This is a genomic window from Falsirhodobacter xinxiangensis (assembly GCF_004959935.1).
Classification (GTDB): Bacteria; Pseudomonadota; Alphaproteobacteria; order Rhodobacterales; family Rhodobacteraceae; genus Falsirhodobacter; species Falsirhodobacter xinxiangensis.
Genome location: NZ_SMYN01000007.1, coordinates 164,953 through 179,921, shown reverse-complemented (window position 1 = coordinate 179,921; position 14,969 = coordinate 164,953). Strand labels below are relative to the sequence as shown.

Annotated in this window: 16 protein-coding genes; 10 read left to right on the top strand and 6 right to left on the bottom strand. The window is 65.8% G+C overall.

Features of this window, described 5'->3' with window-relative positions; genetic code table 11:
• Positions 1–10: 10 nt before the first annotated feature.
• From deoC to E2K76_RS10960, 4 genes are read right to left on the bottom strand one after another with little or no spacing between them, the layout of a single operon-like run.
• Positions 11–1,006 carry a deoxyribose-phosphate aldolase gene (gene deoC / locus E2K76_RS10975; RefSeq protein ID WP_169053274.1) on the bottom strand — a complete coding sequence of 332 codons (996 nt, stop codon included), beginning with the start codon at positions 1,004–1,006 and terminating at the stop codon, positions 11–13.
• Entirely contained in the window at positions 996–1,955 is a 960-nt protein-coding gene (locus E2K76_RS10970) for a sugar-binding transcriptional regulator (RefSeq protein ID WP_136684342.1), read from the bottom strand. Before E2K76_RS10970 ends, deoC begins: the two co-directional genes overlap by 11 nt.
• Positions 1,952–3,442, bottom strand: a complete 1,491-nt coding sequence (locus E2K76_RS10965; RefSeq protein WP_136684341.1) for an FGGY-family carbohydrate kinase — start codon at positions 3,440–3,442, stop codon at positions 1,952–1,954. Before E2K76_RS10965 ends, E2K76_RS10970 begins: the two co-directional genes overlap by 4 nt.
• 15 nt (positions 3,443–3,457) lie before the next feature.
• Positions 3,458–4,477, bottom strand: coding sequence for a galactitol-1-phosphate 5-dehydrogenase (locus E2K76_RS10960; protein WP_136684340.1), 1,020 nt, complete (start codon positions 4,475–4,477; stop codon positions 3,458–3,460).
• A gap of 142 nt (positions 4,478–4,619) precedes the next feature.
• Between E2K76_RS10960 and E2K76_RS20990 the strand changes: the two genes are divergently transcribed.
• Genes E2K76_RS20990 through E2K76_RS10950 form a run of 3 tightly spaced genes read left to right on the top strand, consistent with a single transcriptional unit; the run spans position 4,620 to position 5,983 of the window.
• Positions 4,620–4,742, top strand: coding sequence for a hypothetical protein (locus E2K76_RS20990; RefSeq protein ID WP_281280729.1), 123 nt, complete (start codon positions 4,620–4,622; stop codon positions 4,740–4,742).
• 11 nt (positions 4,743–4,753) lie between these two features.
• The gene (locus E2K76_RS10955; RefSeq protein WP_136684339.1) at positions 4,754–4,963 is read left to right on the top strand and encodes a hypothetical protein; all 210 of its coding nucleotides are present in this window, start codon (positions 4,754–4,756) and stop codon (positions 4,961–4,963) included.
• A gap of 42 nt (positions 4,964–5,005) precedes the next feature.
• Complete coding sequence (locus E2K76_RS10950) at positions 5,006–5,983, top strand: LacI family DNA-binding transcriptional regulator (RefSeq protein WP_136684338.1); 978 nt, start codon at positions 5,006–5,008, stop codon at positions 5,981–5,983.
• On the opposite strand, the gene E2K76_RS10945 is transcribed toward E2K76_RS10950, so the two are convergent.
• The gene (locus E2K76_RS10945; RefSeq protein WP_136684337.1) at positions 5,964–6,593 is read right to left on the bottom strand and encodes a GntR family transcriptional regulator; all 630 of its coding nucleotides are present in this window, start codon (positions 6,591–6,593) and stop codon (positions 5,964–5,966) included. The two genes, E2K76_RS10950 and E2K76_RS10945, sit on opposite strands and share 20 nt — an antisense overlap.
• A 122-nt stretch (positions 6,594–6,715) precedes the next feature.
• On the opposite strand from E2K76_RS10945, the gene E2K76_RS10940 reads away from it, so the two are divergent.
• The 7 genes from E2K76_RS10940 to E2K76_RS10910 all read left to right on the top strand — a co-directional run bounded on the left by E2K76_RS10940 (position 6,716) and on the right by E2K76_RS10910 (position 14,069).
• On the top strand, positions 6,716–7,699 hold the full coding sequence (locus E2K76_RS10940; RefSeq protein WP_136684336.1) for a Bug family tripartite tricarboxylate transporter substrate binding protein: 984 nt from the start codon (positions 6,716–6,718) through the stop codon (positions 7,697–7,699).
• Positions 7,696–8,169: a tripartite tricarboxylate transporter TctB family protein gene (locus E2K76_RS10935; protein WP_136684335.1), complete on the top strand. Its 474-nt coding sequence runs from the start codon at positions 7,696–7,698 to the stop codon at positions 8,167–8,169. Before E2K76_RS10940 ends, E2K76_RS10935 begins: the two co-directional genes overlap by 4 nt.
• A gap of 1 nt (position 8,170) precedes the next feature.
• On the top strand, positions 8,171–9,679 hold the full coding sequence (locus tag E2K76_RS10930; protein ID WP_136684334.1) for a tripartite tricarboxylate transporter permease: 1,509 nt from the start codon (positions 8,171–8,173) through the stop codon (positions 9,677–9,679).
• A 95-nt stretch (positions 9,680–9,774) separates the two neighbouring features.
• Positions 9,775–10,488, top strand: a complete 714-nt coding sequence (locus E2K76_RS10925) for a maleate cis-trans isomerase family protein (RefSeq protein ID WP_136684333.1) — start codon at positions 9,775–9,777, stop codon at positions 10,486–10,488.
• Positions 10,489–10,547: 59 nt separating this feature from the next.
• Positions 10,548–11,486 carry a TAXI family TRAP transporter solute-binding subunit gene (locus E2K76_RS10920; protein WP_169053272.1) on the top strand — a complete coding sequence of 313 codons (939 nt, stop codon included), beginning with the start codon at positions 10,548–10,550 and terminating at the stop codon, positions 11,484–11,486.
• 10 nt (positions 11,487–11,496) lie between these two features.
• A complete protein-coding gene (locus tag E2K76_RS10915) occupies positions 11,497–13,365 on the top strand; it encodes a TRAP transporter permease (protein ID WP_136684331.1) in 1,869 nt (622 codons plus the stop codon).
• Entirely contained in the window at positions 13,362–14,069 is a 708-nt protein-coding gene (locus E2K76_RS10910; RefSeq protein ID WP_136684330.1) for an SDR family oxidoreductase, read from the top strand. The genes E2K76_RS10915 and E2K76_RS10910 overlap by 4 nt, the downstream gene beginning before the upstream one ends.
• Here E2K76_RS10910 and E2K76_RS10905 read toward each other — a convergent pair.
• The gene (locus E2K76_RS10905) at positions 14,066–14,926 is read right to left on the bottom strand and encodes an isocitrate lyase/PEP mutase family protein (protein WP_136684329.1); all 861 of its coding nucleotides are present in this window, start codon (positions 14,924–14,926) and stop codon (positions 14,066–14,068) included. The genes E2K76_RS10910 and E2K76_RS10905 overlap by 4 nt on opposite strands.
• Positions 14,927–14,969: the final 43 nt, after the last annotated feature.

Genomic DNA, 14,969 nt, shown 5'->3' with positions numbered 1-14,969 from the left:
GTCCGTCCCCTTACGCGATCGCGTGGTGCGACGAGGCGGCGTAGCGGCCCGTCACGTGATGTTCCAGCTGGCGTTCGATGTCCGCCAGCATCGAGGAGGCGCCAAGGCGGAACAGGTCCGGCTCCAGCCAGTCGCGGCCCATCTCCTCGTTCATGAGGAATTGCCAGTTCAGCGCGTCCTTGGACGATTTCATCCCGCCCGCGGGCTTGAACCCGATGCGGTGGCCCGTGGCGTCGCCATAATCGCGCAACGCGCGCAGCATGATCAGGCTGACGGGCAGGGTGGCGTTCACGCCCTCTTTCCCCGTCGAGGTCTTGATGAAATCCGCGCCCGCCTGCATCGCCACCATCGACGCGGAATAGACGTTGCGCAGGGTCTGCAGATCGCCCGTCGCAAGGATCGCCTTCAGATGCGCCGCGCCGCACGCCTCGCGCATGGCGGCCACCTCGTCATACAGCGCGGACCAGTCGGCGCGCAGGGCGTGTTCGCGGGTGATGACGATGTCGATCTCGTCCGCGCCCTCGTCCACGGCATAGCGGATCTCCTCCAGCCGCAGGCGCAGGGGCATCAGGCCCGCGGGAAAGCCCGTGGCGACCGAGGCGACGGGAATCCCCGATCCCCGCAGCGCGCGCACCGCGTGGGGCACCATCGTGGGATAGACGCAGACCGCGCCGGTGGTCAGCGCGTCAAGGCCAAGCCCCTCCATGATCCGGGGGGCAAGGGGTTGGCGGGCCTTGGCGCAAAGACGCTTCACGCGGCCTTCGGTATCGTCGCCGGCAAGGGTGGTCAGGTCGATGCAGCGGATGGCGTTGACCAGCCACGCGGCCTGATACTCCTTTTTCACCGTCCGGCGGGACACCAGACTGGCGGCGCGGCGTTCGGCCCCGCTGCGGTTGACGGCATGGCCTTCGAACATCGCAAGATCCAGCGCGATGCCGGGATTGCGCGGATGGTTGGCCGGAACCGCCCCGTCGGCGGTGGGGCTATGAGGGGTTTCAGCGGTCATGGGCATGTTCCAGTGCAAAGGAGGCCGTTCCCTCATCGGTGACAAGGACGTTGATGAGGCCGGCCTGCAAGGCACCAAGCACGACCTCGTGTTTCTCGGGCCCGGCGGCGATGCCGACCACCCGGTCGCGGTTCTTCAGATCGGCCAGCGACAGGCCGATGGTGCGGGCGTCAAGATCGGGGTCCACGATGCGGCCCCGGCGGTCGATGAAACGGCCAAGGATGTCGCCCACCGCGCCCGCCCGCAGCAGCGCCCCCATCTCGGCCCGCAGGATATTCCCGGACCGCAGCAGCACGCTATCCTCGTTCAGCCCGCCAAGCGAGAAGGCAAGCATCTGCGCCGACCGCGCGATCTTCAGCACGTCCGCGACGATGCGGTCCTTTTCCAGCACCTCGCGCGTGAGGCGTTCGCCCACGATAGCGGGGACGGGCAGCGGGATGACGCGGCCATTGCCCTTCTGCGCGAAGATCTGCGCCACGTCGTTGTGATGGGCCGATCCGGGGATGGGCGCGACTGTGCCGTTGATCTGCACCACATCGACCCCGTCATTCCATTGCGGCGGCAGCCAATGCGCGACATTCGCCATCGTCCGCCCCCATGACACACCCACCGTGCGCGGGCGCGGCTTGACCGAAGCCAGATACTGCCCCGCCGCCTGCGCCACGTCGTCCTGACCCTGCGGCACGACGACGGCGTCGCGGATGCCGAACGCCTTCTGCAGCTCCGTCTCCAGCCCGGTGCGGCGCGCGGATCGCGGCACGATCTCGATCCGGACGACGCCCAGATCGCGGGCCTCTTGCAGCAGGCGGCTGACCTGCCAGCGGTTCAACCCGGTTTCCTGCGCGATTTCCACCAGCGATCGGTCCTGCTGATAGGCCATGCGGGCGATGTTCACCATCAGATGCCCGCGGCTTTCGTCCATGGGCAGGCGGGTGCCTTTCTCGCTCATTTCTTTCCTCCGGCCAGCCGATGCAGCAGTGGGGTCAGCACTTCGGTCGCGTCGCGGTAATCGTGCAGCATCGCGCGATAGCGGGCATGGCGGCCTGCATCCGGCAGCATCGGACGCGTCGGCCCGCGCAGGGCGGCCGCGGCGGTGGTCAGGTCGGGGAAAAGGCCCAGACCGACGGCGGATGCCACCGCGCATCCGACCAGCGAAAGGTTGTCATCCTCGGCGATCTCCACCGGCTTGCCGATGGCATCGACGGTGGCTTGCAGCCAAAGCGGGTTGCGCATGATCCCGCCCGCCATGACGATCCGGTCCACCCGGACGCCTTGCCGTTCCAGATCGAACACCACATTCGCCGCGCCCAGCGCGACCGAGGTGACCGCCGCGCGAAAGATCGCCGCGCGGTCATGCGACAGCGACAGGCCAAGGAACACGCCCCGCAGCCGCGCATCGCGATAAGGCGTGCGGTTGCCCATCCAGAAGTCCAGCGCCAGCAGCCCCGTCTCGTCCGGCTCCAGCCTTTCGGCGTCCCTTGCCAGCGCGGCGAAGCCCGCATCGTCCAGCCCGAAGATGTCCCGCGCCAGCCAGTTGAGGATCGACCCCGCCGAGACCTGACCCCCTTCGATCATCCGCTGCCCCGGCGTCAGCGCGTTGGGATAGGGGCCCCAGACCCCGGTGATGTCCGCGCCGTCATCGGGCACCTGCGTCAGATGGACGTTCGACGTCCCGCCGATCAGCAGCATCGACCCCGGCGTGACGGTATCGGCGCCGAAGGTGCCCATATGTGCGTCGATGCCGCCCTGCACGACGACCGGATTGCCGCGGATGCCAAGGTCGGCCGTCAACGGCCCGATGACACCGCCGATGTTAACGATCCTTTGCGGCAGGCGTTCTGCAAGGTCAGGCACCCCGAAGGCGGCATAAAGATCGGGGCAGAACCGCATGTTCCGGCTGTCGTAATTCCATTTGCAGGTCGCGTTCATCAGCGATCCGACCCACTGGCCCGTCAGCCGGAAGTTGATGTAGTCCAGCGCCTCGCAGATCACCTCGGTCCGCGCCCAGAGGTCAGGCGCGTTCCGGGCCAGCCACATCGCCTTGGGCACCAGCCATTCGACGGCATCGGACCCGCCGCTGGCCGCCATGACCGGATGATCCACCGCCGTGCTGGCAGCTTCGGTCGCGGCGCGGGCGTCCATCCACAGGATCGCGGGGGCAAGCACGGACCCGGCCTTGTCGCACATCACCACCGTGGATGCGAAGGTCGCCACCGAGATCGCCCGTATCTCGGGGTCGCCCGCCTTTGCCAGCACCTCGGGGATGATGGTCAGGATCGCCTGCCACCAGTCTTCGGGGTTCTGCTCGGCCCGGTCGGGCGGCAGGTGGCGGGTGGGATAGGGGGCCTCGGCCCGCGCGACGATGCGCCGGGCGGTCACGTCATAGACGCCCGCACGCGCCCCGTTGGTGCCGAAGTCCAACGAAAGGACTGCCATCTTCCCCTCCGGCTCTCAGGGCCGGAACAGCACTTTGGCGAAGTGCAGATCCTTGGCCGCGAACCTGTCGAAGATGCCCGGAAGTTCGGCCAGATCAAGATCGTGCGAGATCATGAACTCCCATTTCAGCTCTCCGGTCCCGAATTTTTCAAGCGTGGCGGTCCATTGCGGACCGGGAAAGGGCGCGCCGAAGCTGTTCCACGACCCGTGCAGCGAGATTTCCTGACGCAGCAGATACTGGAACGTCTTGTTCGACAACACCACATCCGGCACCGGAATGCCGATGAAGGCGACGTGGCCGCCCGGACCCGCCATCATCACCGCCCCGTTGATGGTGGGGTCCAGCCCGACCGCCTCGATCACCACATCGGCCTTGGCGGTGCTTTGCGCCAGATCCTTGGACAGAACGCAGATCGTGGCGCCCGCCTCGCGTGCCAGCGCCAGCTTTTCGCCCGACACGTCGACGGCGATCACGTCCTTGGCGCCCATGATCCGCATCCACTGGATTGCGAACAGCCCGATCGGTCCGCAGCCCATGACGCCGCCGGTCTGGCCCACCGTCAGCCCGCCCGCCTTCCAGATCGCGTGCAGCGCGATGGATGCGGGGTCGGTCATCGCTATGGCGCGCGGATCGACATGCTGCGGGGCCTTCAGCAGATTGCCGACCGGGATCGCGACATATTCCGCATAGGCCCCATCGCGGCGGCTGCCGAAGTAATCGTAATCCTTGCACCGCGAGAAGTTGCCCGTCCTGCATTCGTCGCAGCCGTGGCACGGGATCAGCGGCGGCACGGCGACCAATTCGCCCAAGGCCCAGCCTTCGACGCCGGCGCCCAGTTCGGTGATGTGGCCCGAAAATTCGTGGCCGGTGATCAGCGGCATCTTCCACGCGCCCTTGACCAGCATGCGTGGCAGGTCCGACCCGCAGACCCCGACCGAGGCGACACGAACGACGACCTCGCCCTCTCGCGCGGTGGGGATCGGGCGATCCTCCAGCCGGATGTCGCCGGGTGCATGAAGAACGATCGCCCGCATTTCTGATCCCTTTATGCGCATATGTGATCCATTATCACAAATGCATAGGGACCGGCGGCAAGATGTGTCAACGGAAATACTTGCGCGCCCGAAGGGGGCTTCGTGCTTTCAAATCTTAGATGGCGAGCGGCAGGGCGTGTTCGTGAACCCGCGCGATCTGAACGCGATCGGCGTTGCTGCGGGCGACCGGGTGGGTGTCGTCGGCCCTTCGGATGACGGGGAGGCGCGCGTGGCGCGCGGCCTCCGGCTGGTGCGGGCATATTGACCGTGTTGGATATGGGCATCGCGAAAGACGCCCGCAGCTTCGATTTCGCCCACGCCCTCGTGCCGCGCGAAGATGCGATCCTGGAGGAACGAGGTCTGATCGAGACGGCGCTGGATAAACGGGGGTCGTTCTCCCTTCCCCCCGCGCGTTCCGGGGTCACACGAAAGCGACCTTGCCGGAACTGCGTGAGCGCCTTGCAATGGATCATGGCGCTTGATTAGGTGCGGGCGCCGGCGTCCACTGCGTAAAAGGGGGAGGATAGGATGAGAGTCACCGCCCGCCATGTCGCGCAGGCCGCAGGAACGTCGCTGGCGGCGGTGTCGCGTGCCTTTTCGCCGAATGGGGCGATTTCCGAAGAAAAGCGTCAGCGCATCCTTCAGGCGTCCAAGGAACTTGGCTACGTCTCGCCCGCGGGACGGTCCATCAGCAATCTGGCGATGGGGTCGATCAGCCTCGTGGCGGGGGATCTGACCAACCCGTTCTATGTCTCGGCGCTGGAACTTCTGGCCCTTGGCCTGCACGAACGGGGCAAGCGGCTGATATTGCATACCATCCCGCCGGGCGGATCGGTCGATCTGGTGATGCAGCAGGTGCTGTCCTATCGCGCGGATGCCGCCATCGTCACATCGGCGCGGATGTCTTCGGAAATCGCGCGGACCTGCCGACGCGAAAGGATGCCGGTGGTGCTGCTGAACCGGGTTCAGCCGGATGCGGACATGGCGGCGGTCACCTGCGACAATTACAACGGCGCGCGGCTTGTCGCGGCGCATCTTGCCGGGACGGGGCGGCGGCGGATCGGGCATGTCACCGGGATGATCGACACCTCGACCCATATCGAGCGGAACCGCGGGTTCCTCGATCGTCTGGCCGAGGAGGGGCTGGCCCCTGCCGCCACGGTTTGCGGCGCGTTCACCTATAACGCGGCCCACGCGGCGATCGTCGCGCTGCTGCGGGACCGGCCCGATCTGGACGCGCTGTTCTGCGAAAACGACGTGATGGCATTGGCGGCGGTGGATGTGGCGCGGGCGTCGGGCCGCCGCGTGGGCGAGGATATCGCCATTCTGGGGTTCGACGACATCGCGCAGGCGGGTTGGGAATCCTATCGGCTGACGACCCTGCGCCAACCGATCCGGCGGATGGTGACCGCGACGCTCGACCTGGTCGACCGGTTGATCGCCGATCCCGAACAGGGCGCGATCCGGGTCATCCCCGGCCATCTGGTCATCCGCGCGACCGGCTGACATCGTCCAGAACGGCGGCGGCGGTCAGGATATGCGTGCGCATCACCGCCTGCGCGTAATCCGCGTCGCGGATGCGGAAGGCCATCAGAAGCATCCGGTGGTCGGAATCGCTGCGTTCGGCCTGCGCATTGCTGAAGCTGTGGAAGGTCAGCGTCAGCAGCGCGATATCCGCAAGCTGCATCGCGATCCGTTCGGCATGGACCAGCCCCGAGATGCGCAGGATCGTCTGGTGCAGCTCGCGGTTCAACTCGCTGCGCTGGGCGACGGCACCGGGCGCTTCCATGCGCGCGCAAAGCTGCTCCAGCCCGGCAAGCTGGCCGGTCGTGATCGTCTGCGCCGTGCGGGCGGCGGCCTGTCCTTCGATATCGGCGCGGATGGCAAAGCTGGAGCGGACCTCGGCCGGGTCCCACAGGCGCACGGCGGCCCCCGCATGGGGGCGCAGGTCGGTATAGCCGTCGGCGGACAGCTTGCGCAGCGCCTCGCGCACGGGGGTGCGGCTGACGCCAAGGTCGGCCGCGATGCCGGCCTCGCCCAGCCTTGCGCCCGGGCGCAGCGTTCCGGCAAGGATCTGGTCGCGGATATGGGCATAGACGCGTTCGGTCGCGGTCATTGCACCCCCTGAAAATATTTCACCGCGACGATAGCCGGTTGACGGATCGTATGCAATCGACCCAGTTTTCGGATCAACGCCCCCTGGGGGCGCGATATTTGTATGCAACTGGGGAGGAGAGCATGCAATTTACCCGTCGTTTCGCCATGGCGGCCCTTGGGGCTGCGGGGCTTGCGCCGCGCATGGCCTTTGCGCAGTCCGCCTATCCGGTGCGCAGGCTGACCATCGTCGTGCCCTTCGATGCGGGCGGTTCCGCAGACCGCATGGCGCGCGCCATATCCACGTTCCTGCCGATGGAGTTGGGCGACACGCCCGTCACCGTCGTCAACCGTCCGGGCGGATCGGGCGTGCTGGGCCACAGCTGGTTCATCCGCCAGCCGAATGACGGCTCCTATGCGCTCGTCTCGCCCGTGAACCCGTATCTGATCTCCAGCGTGCTGCGGGGGCAGGGCGGGCTGGAATGGGACGATTTCCACCACGTCAACGGCCAGTGGCAGGACTACTATGTCGTGCTGACCAACAAGGCGCAGCCCTATCAGTCGATGGCCGAGCTTCTGGCCGATATCAAGGCCAACCCCGGCAAGGTCAGCTGTGCAGTCATCCCCGGCGATGGGGGGCATCTGTCGGCGCTGATCCTGCTGGATGCGGCGGGCATCCCGCGCGATAACGTCAACTGGATCACCTATGACGGCGGCGGGCCGATGCGCACCGCCATCGCGGGCGATCAGGTGACGATGACCTTCATTTCCGCCCTTGGCAGCGACGTGATCGCCGATCAGGTGCGCCCGCTGGCCATCTATCGCACCGAGCCGGACGAGCTTTGGGGCGCGCCCACCATCAACGACTCTATCGCCGATCTGGGCATCGAGGTGCCAGTCATCGCCGCCGATCTGCGCACCTTCACCGTCCACAAATCCATGATGGAAGACCATCCCGAAACCTATGAGATGCTGGTCGCCGCCTATCGGCGGATGCTGGAGCGCGAGGATTTCACCAAGTTCATCACCGATGCCAAGATCGGCGGCGAATGGATGGGGCCGGAGGCGACGGCGGCCTCGCTTCAGGCCAGCTATGACATCTTTGCCGAACATGTGGACGAGCTATGAACCTGACAGCCAATCGGGCGGGCCATTTCGGCCTGCTGGCCGTGTTCGCCGCGTTCACCGTCTGGTTCGCGCTGGATGCGTGGCGGGCCGATCCGGGCATGGTCAACATGATCCTGATCGCGCCCGTGGCGGCGCTGACGCTGGCCATCGTGATCGCCGTCGCCGCCCATCTGGCGATGAACCCCGATGTGGATGCCGAAAGCCCGCGCGACGAGGATGACGACGGATCGCTGCGCGCCCGTTACGGCATCGCCATCGCCTGCGTGGTGCTGGCCGCCTATGTGCTGTCGCTGGAGGTGATCGGCTTCGATCTGGCGGGGATCATCTTCTGCGGACTGACCATGACGATGATGGGCCAGCGTGGCTGGGCCGGGATCGCCGTCTATTCGGCGGTGATGGGGCTCGCGCCCGTCTATGTGCTGGTGAACCTGATGGGTGTTCCGGTCAAGACCGTGTTCCTGGGGGGCTGAGATGTTCGATTTCGTGGCCATTTCGGATGGTTTCGCGCTGCTGTTCTCGACCCCTTCGGCGTGGATCGTGGCGGTGGCGGGGCTGGTGATCGGGCTGGTCTTCGGCGCGATTCCGGGGCTGTCGGTGCCGATCGCCATGGCGGTTTTCCTGCCGATGACGCTGTATATGGATTTCCTTCCGGCGATCCTGTTCCTGACCGCGATCTTCACCGGCGGCGGCTTCGGCTGCGCCATTCCGGCGATCCTGATGAATGTGCCCGGCACGTCGGCGGCGGTGGCGACCTGTTTCGACGGATACCCGATGGCGAAACAGGGGCTGCACAACCGCGCCTTGGGCATCGCGCTGATCGCATCCACCATCGGCACGGCCATCGGCTATGTCATGCTGTTCGCGATCCTGGAGCCGCTGTCGGGCTTCGTTCTGAAGATGGGCGCGCCGGAGTTGTTCCTCGTTGCGCTGACGGGCATTCTGCTGATCGGGCTGATGACCGACGGGCGCTTCTGGCGCGCCATCGCGGCGGGGGGCATCGGCGTTCTGTTGTCGCTGGTGGGGATGAGCTCGGCCGGGGTCGAGCGGGGCACCTTCGGGTCGATCCACCTGCTGGACGGGATCGACCCCAACGCCGCCATCATCGGCATCTTTGCCGCGTCGGAACTGTTCCGCATGGTCAAATCCGACTACATCGTGAAGGACGAAGCCGAACGGAAAGTGTCGATCCGCGAGATCGTCGAGGGCATCCTGTTCATCCGCAAGGTGCCGACGACGGTGCTGACCGGGTCGGCCATCGGCGCGGGCCTGGGCGTCATTCCCGGCATCGGATCGTCGATTGCGAACCTCGTGTCCTACAGCCTGACGAAACAGTTCTCCAAAGATCCCGACAGCTATGGCCGCGGCAATCCGAACGGGCTTGCCGCAGCCGAGGCGGCGAATTCGTCGTCCGAGGGCGGCTCGATGGTGGGCCTTCTGGCGCTTGGGATTCCGTCCAGCGCGGCGACGGCGATCATGCTGTCGGCCTTTGCCATGCACAACATCACCGGCGGGCCGCGGTTCATCGCGGACCAGAAGGATATCGTCTATGCCATCATTGCGGGCAGCATCGTGCAATCCATCCTGCTGGTGCTGGTCGGTCTGATGTTCATTCGCATCACGGTCTATATCGTGCGGGTTCCGCTGGCATGGCTTTTGCCGCCCATCGTGATCTGCACGGTGCTCGGGTCCTATGCGCTTTCCTCCAGCCTGAACGGGCCGGTGACGCTGGTGGCGTTCTCGATCCTTGGGGTGGTGATGAAACGCTATGGCTATTCGGTGGTGGCGACGGTGATCGGACTGCTTCTGGGCCTGATGATGGAGGGCAATCTTGTCCGCACATGGCAGCTTGGCGGCGGAAGCGTGATGCCGATGTTCGAGCGGCCGATATCGCTGACCATCATCGGGCTGATCCTTGGCGTGGGCGCACTTTGTTTCGCGGTGACGCGGAAACGCCCCGGATTGCTTGCTGCCGATGAATGATGTGGCAGAGTCGAACAATTATCCGCTTTGGCGGAAATTGATATGGACAAATTGGCGGATGGGCCCATAGCCTGTCCCCCAAGGGAGCCTGCAAGATGCCGCATGAATCCGTCTATAGCCACCGCGCCAAGCTCGGCCTCATCACCCCGCCGACCAATACTGTGAACGAGGCGGAATGGGCGCGCATGGTGCCGGAAGGCGTCACCGTCCATTCCCACCGCATGCCCCTGCACCACGGCGAGGGGGTGCTGGAGATGATCGCCGCCAATGTGGGCCTGCTTCGGCAGGCGGATGTGGATGTGGTCGCCTATGCCTGCACGGCGGGGTCGATGGTGACGCCGGCGCATGCGCTGCCCGACGCGGCGGGGCAGGCGACGGGGGCGCAGGTGGTCACGACCGCCGCCGCCATCGTCGATGCGCTGAACCACGTCTGCGCCGCGCGCATATCTGTCGCCACCCCCTATCACGACGCGCTGAACGCGTATGAGGTGGACTTTCTGGCCGATCACGGGGTCGAGGTTCTGGCCATCGCCGGGCTGGGCCTTGGCGCGAACGGTCCCGCCGATTACCCGCGGATCGCCCGCACGCCATTGGCACGGATCGAGGCGCTGGCGATGCAGGTCATCCGGCCGGGGGCCGAGGCGCTTTTGCTGACATGCACCGATTTTCCCACATTGCCCCTGATCCCCATGCTGGAGGATCGCCTGGGCATTCCCGTGCTGAGTTCCAACACCGCGACGTTCTGGGCCAGCCTGCGCCGCGCCGGGATCGACGATCCCGTGCCGCAGGCGGGTCGGCTTTTGGCCTGATGGTGCGGCGCGAACGAATTTTCACAATAAAAACAAAAGATCCAACACGGAGAGTAACGATGTATATGAAAGGCGCAGCCTTCGCTTTGGTCCTTGCGGCCGCCCCCGCATCCGCGCAGATGGTCGGCCTTGCCACCACCACGGGCGGGGCGACGGAACAGCTTGCGATGCACCTTGCCAAGGTGCTGTCGCAGGAAACCGACCTTGTGATCCGCCCGCAGGTGATGGCCAACACCTCGCAATACATCCCGCTGGTTAATCAGGGGCGGATCGAGTTCGGGATCGCCAACTTCCCGCAGGTCTCGCACGCGATGGACGGGATCGGCATGTCCGAGGGCAGCGCGAACCCCGACCTGCGCATGGTGGCGACGATGCTGCCGTTCAACGCGGGGCTTGTCGTGCCGGCAGACAGCGGGATCGAGACGCTGGCCGATCTTGCGGGCCGCAAGGTCCCGCAATTTCCGCCCAATTCGCTGGGCGCGTTCTTCTTCACCGCGTCGATGGAGACGGCGGGGGTTTCCTATGATGACGTGCAGGGGGTTCCGACATCGAACTTCGGCCAGCAGTTCAACAATGTGAAGGAAGGCATGACCGAGGTGACCATCGGGTCGGTCGGCGCGCAGTCGATCATGGATGTCGAGGCGAGTGTGGGCGAGGTGCGTTACCTGACCTTCAAGGAGGGCGACGAGGAGATCCTGTCGAAATACCTGCCCGGCACCAGCCTGAAGACATGGGGCGATCGCCCGGATGCGGCGGGCATTTCGCCCGAAACGATGGTGCTGTTCTATGACTACACCCTGTTCGCGCACAAGGACGTGCCGGACGAGATGGTCACGCAGGTGCTGGAGGCGCTGTATTCGAACCCAGAGGCGATGAAGACCGGCGGCGCGATGTGGAACGAATACGATCCCGCGCAGCTGGCCCGCGTCACCGTCCTGCCCTTCCACCCTGCTGCCGAGTCCTTCTTCAAGGACAAGGGCATCTGGCCCGCGAACTGAGGGCGCAAGAATGGAACAGGTTCGTTCGGCCCTTGCCGTCACCGTTCCCGTGCTGGCCGTGGGGTGGGTTCTGTCCATCCCGCAGCGCATGGGGCTCATGATCTTCCCCGAGCAGATGGCGGCGCTGATGCTGGGCATCTCGCTTGCGGTGTGTTTCCTGAAAAGCTTTCGGGTGCAGGACATGGTGCTGGCGGCGGTGTCGCTGGCGCTTGGGGTGCATGTGTTCATCCGGTTCCAGACCCTGTCCGAAGGGGCGTGGTCGCATCCGGTGGAATCGCTGGCGCTGGGCCTTGTCGTCACCGCCATAGTGATGGAGGGGCTGCGCCGCGTGATCGGCAATACGCTGATCGTGATCTTTGCGCTGCTGGTGCTGTATGCGGTGGCGGGGCATCTGGTGCCCGGCGCGCTTCAGGGCCGTTCGCAACCGCTGGAGGACGTGATCCGCTATGTCGGCACCGATTCATCCGCGACATGGGGACAATCGCTTCAGATCGCGGCCTTCGTCGTGGTGCTGTTCGTGCTGTTCGGATCGTTCCTGATGGGCACCGGCGGGTCCGAGTTCTTTGCCAGTGCCGCCGCGCGGTTTTCCGGCAAGGGGCCGGGCGGTCCGGCCAAGGTCGCGGTCACGGCTTCGGGGCTGACGGGGATGATTTCCGGCAGCGCGGTGTCGAACGTGATGACCACGGGGATCATCACCATCCCCGTCATGCGCCGCGCCGGATTTTCCGCCACCAACGCCGCCGCGATCGAGGCGGTCGCATCGACCGGCGGGCAGCTCATGCCGCCGATCATGGGCGCCGCTGCGTTCCTGATGGCCGAGTTCATGCAGGTGCCCTATTCCGCCGTGATGCTGGCGGCGACGCTGCCGGCGATCCTTTACTTCGTGTCGATCTATATTCAGGTCGATTTCATGTCGCGGCGCGACAACATGGGCGCGTCCGATCCGAACGACCGCCGCCCGATGATGGAGGTTCTGGCCAAGGGCTGGGTCAGCATCCTTGGCATCACCGTGCTGATGGGGTCGATCTTTGCGCTTGGCATGTCGGCGGAACGCGCAGTGGTCTGGGCGACGGTGTCGATCATGGTGGTTGCGCTGGCGGCCTGGGCGCTGCGGGTGAAACATGGCGGGATGGGGCCGCGCGCGATCCTTGCCGCGCTGATCGATGCGGGGAAATCCACCTGCGACGTGCTGCTGATCTGCGCCGCCGCGGGCATGATCATCGGGCTGATGACGCTGACGGGGCTTGGCTTCACGCTCAGCTATTACCTGATGAGCTTCGGGTCCGAGAGCACGTTCATCCTGCTGCTGCTGTCGGCCTTCATCGGGTTGGTTTTGGGGCTGGGCCTGCCGACGACGGCGGTCTATCTGCTGCTTGCGACGCTGATCGCGCCGGCGCTGGTGCAGCTGGGCATTCCGCCGATGTCGGCGCATATGTTCCTGCTGTATTACGGGATGCTGTCGATGATCACGCCGCCCATCGCCATCGTCGCCTATGCGGCGGCCAGCCTTGCGGGGGCCGACCAGCACAAGACCGGCATGGCCGCGTTCCGCTTCGGCTGGGCGTCGTATATCCTGCCGTTCTACTTCATCTACAAGCCGGGGCTGCTGATGGATACGTCGCTGCTGCAATCGGCCTATGTGTTCGGATCGACGATCGTATCGCTCGGGCTGATCACGGCGGCGATCCTTGGCTACGCACACAAGGCGCTTTCGGCGTCCGAGCGCGTGCTTTGGCTCGTTATCGGCGCGGCGGTGATCTTTCCGCTGGATACGCTGATGCCTGTCGGGGTGGAATATGCGGTGTCGGCCATGGCGTTCGGCCTTATGGTGCAACATATCGTCGCCGCACGGCGTCAGGGACAGGTGGTGATGCAATGAGGCATGTGATCGTCGCAGGCGGCAGCAGGGGGATCGGTGCGGCCTGTGCCGATCTGCTGCGCGAAAGGGGTGATCGGGTCAGCGTGCTGTCGCGCAGCAGCGGCGTGGATCTGCGCGACGCGGGTGCCGCCGAAGCCGCCATCCGGCGGGCCGAGGATGCGCATGGTCCGGCGGATGTGCTGATCTGCACGGCGGGGGCGGCGCGTCAGGCGCCCCTGGCCGATCTGACCGCCGCCGCGCTGCGCGAGGGGATGGAGGCGAAGTATTTCACCTATGTCCACGCGATCATGCCGGTGATTTCCGGCATGGCGGCGCGGGGGCGGGGCGTGATCGTGAACGTGATCGGCATGGGCGGCAAGGTCGCGTCGCCGACCCATCTTCCAGGCGGGTCGGCCAATGCGGCGCTGATGCTGCTGACGGTGGGGCTTGGCAATGCCTATGCCGGGCAGGGGGTGCGCGTGGTCGGGCTGAACCCCGGCCCCGTGGCGACGGACCGTTTCGGCGCGCTGGTCGCCGCCCGCGCCGCGAATGACGGCATCACCGACGCGGAGGCGCGGGCGCGCATCTCGGCCGCCTTCCCCGCGGGCCGCGTGCCAGAGCCGCGCGAGGTGGCCGAGGTCGCGGCCTTTCTTGCCAGCCCGGCGGCGGGGGCGATCAACGGCACCGTCATCGCATTGGACGGTGCCGCAACGCCGGTGATCTAGACCTGCGCGAACCGCTTTTCGAACTCCCACACGTCCTTGAACCCCAGAAGTTCGTTGAATTCCGAGAAGTCGTGCAGGTCGATGGCGGGCGATGTCTCGCCATTGGCCTTCAGGTCGGCATAGGCGGCACGCAGCGCCGCACCCATCGACAAAAAGCCGACGGCGGGGTGGATGGCGATGGCATAGCCCAGCTCCTTCAGCCGATCGGCGGACAGCAGCGGCGTGCGCCCGCCATTGACCATATTGGCGAACAGGGGGGCGTCGATCTCGGCGACGATCTGCGCCATCTCGGCCTCGGATTCCGGGGATTCCACGAAGACCACGTCGGCACCGGCGGCGGCGAAAGCGCGGCCCCGGCGGATCGCCTCATCCAGCCCCAGCCCGGTGCGCGCATCGGTGCGGGCGACGATCAGGAAATCGTCGCTGCGGCGGGCATCGACGGCGACCTCGATCTTGCGGACCATATCCTCCAGCGGGACGACGCGGCGGTTCGGGGTGTGGCCGCATTTCTTGGGAAACTCCTGATCCTCCAGCTGGATCGCGGAAACGCCGGCCTGTTCATACCCCTGCACGGTATGGCGCACGTTCAGAAGACCGCCATAGCCGGTATCGGCATCGGCGATGACGGGGGTGTTCGTGCGTTCGACGATGCGGGCGATGCGCCCGATCATGTCGCTGTAGGTGGCGATCCCCGCATCCGGCAGCCCCATATGCGAGGCGACCGTGCCATAGCCCGTCACATACAGCGCCGGAAAACCGATCCGGTCAGCGATCATGGCCGAGATCAATTCGAACACCCCCGGCGCCAGAACGAAATCGCCCTTGATCAGCGCGGCCTTCAATGCGGCATCTGCCATATCCATCCCTCCATAAACATTCGGTTCAATGCTACGAATACAG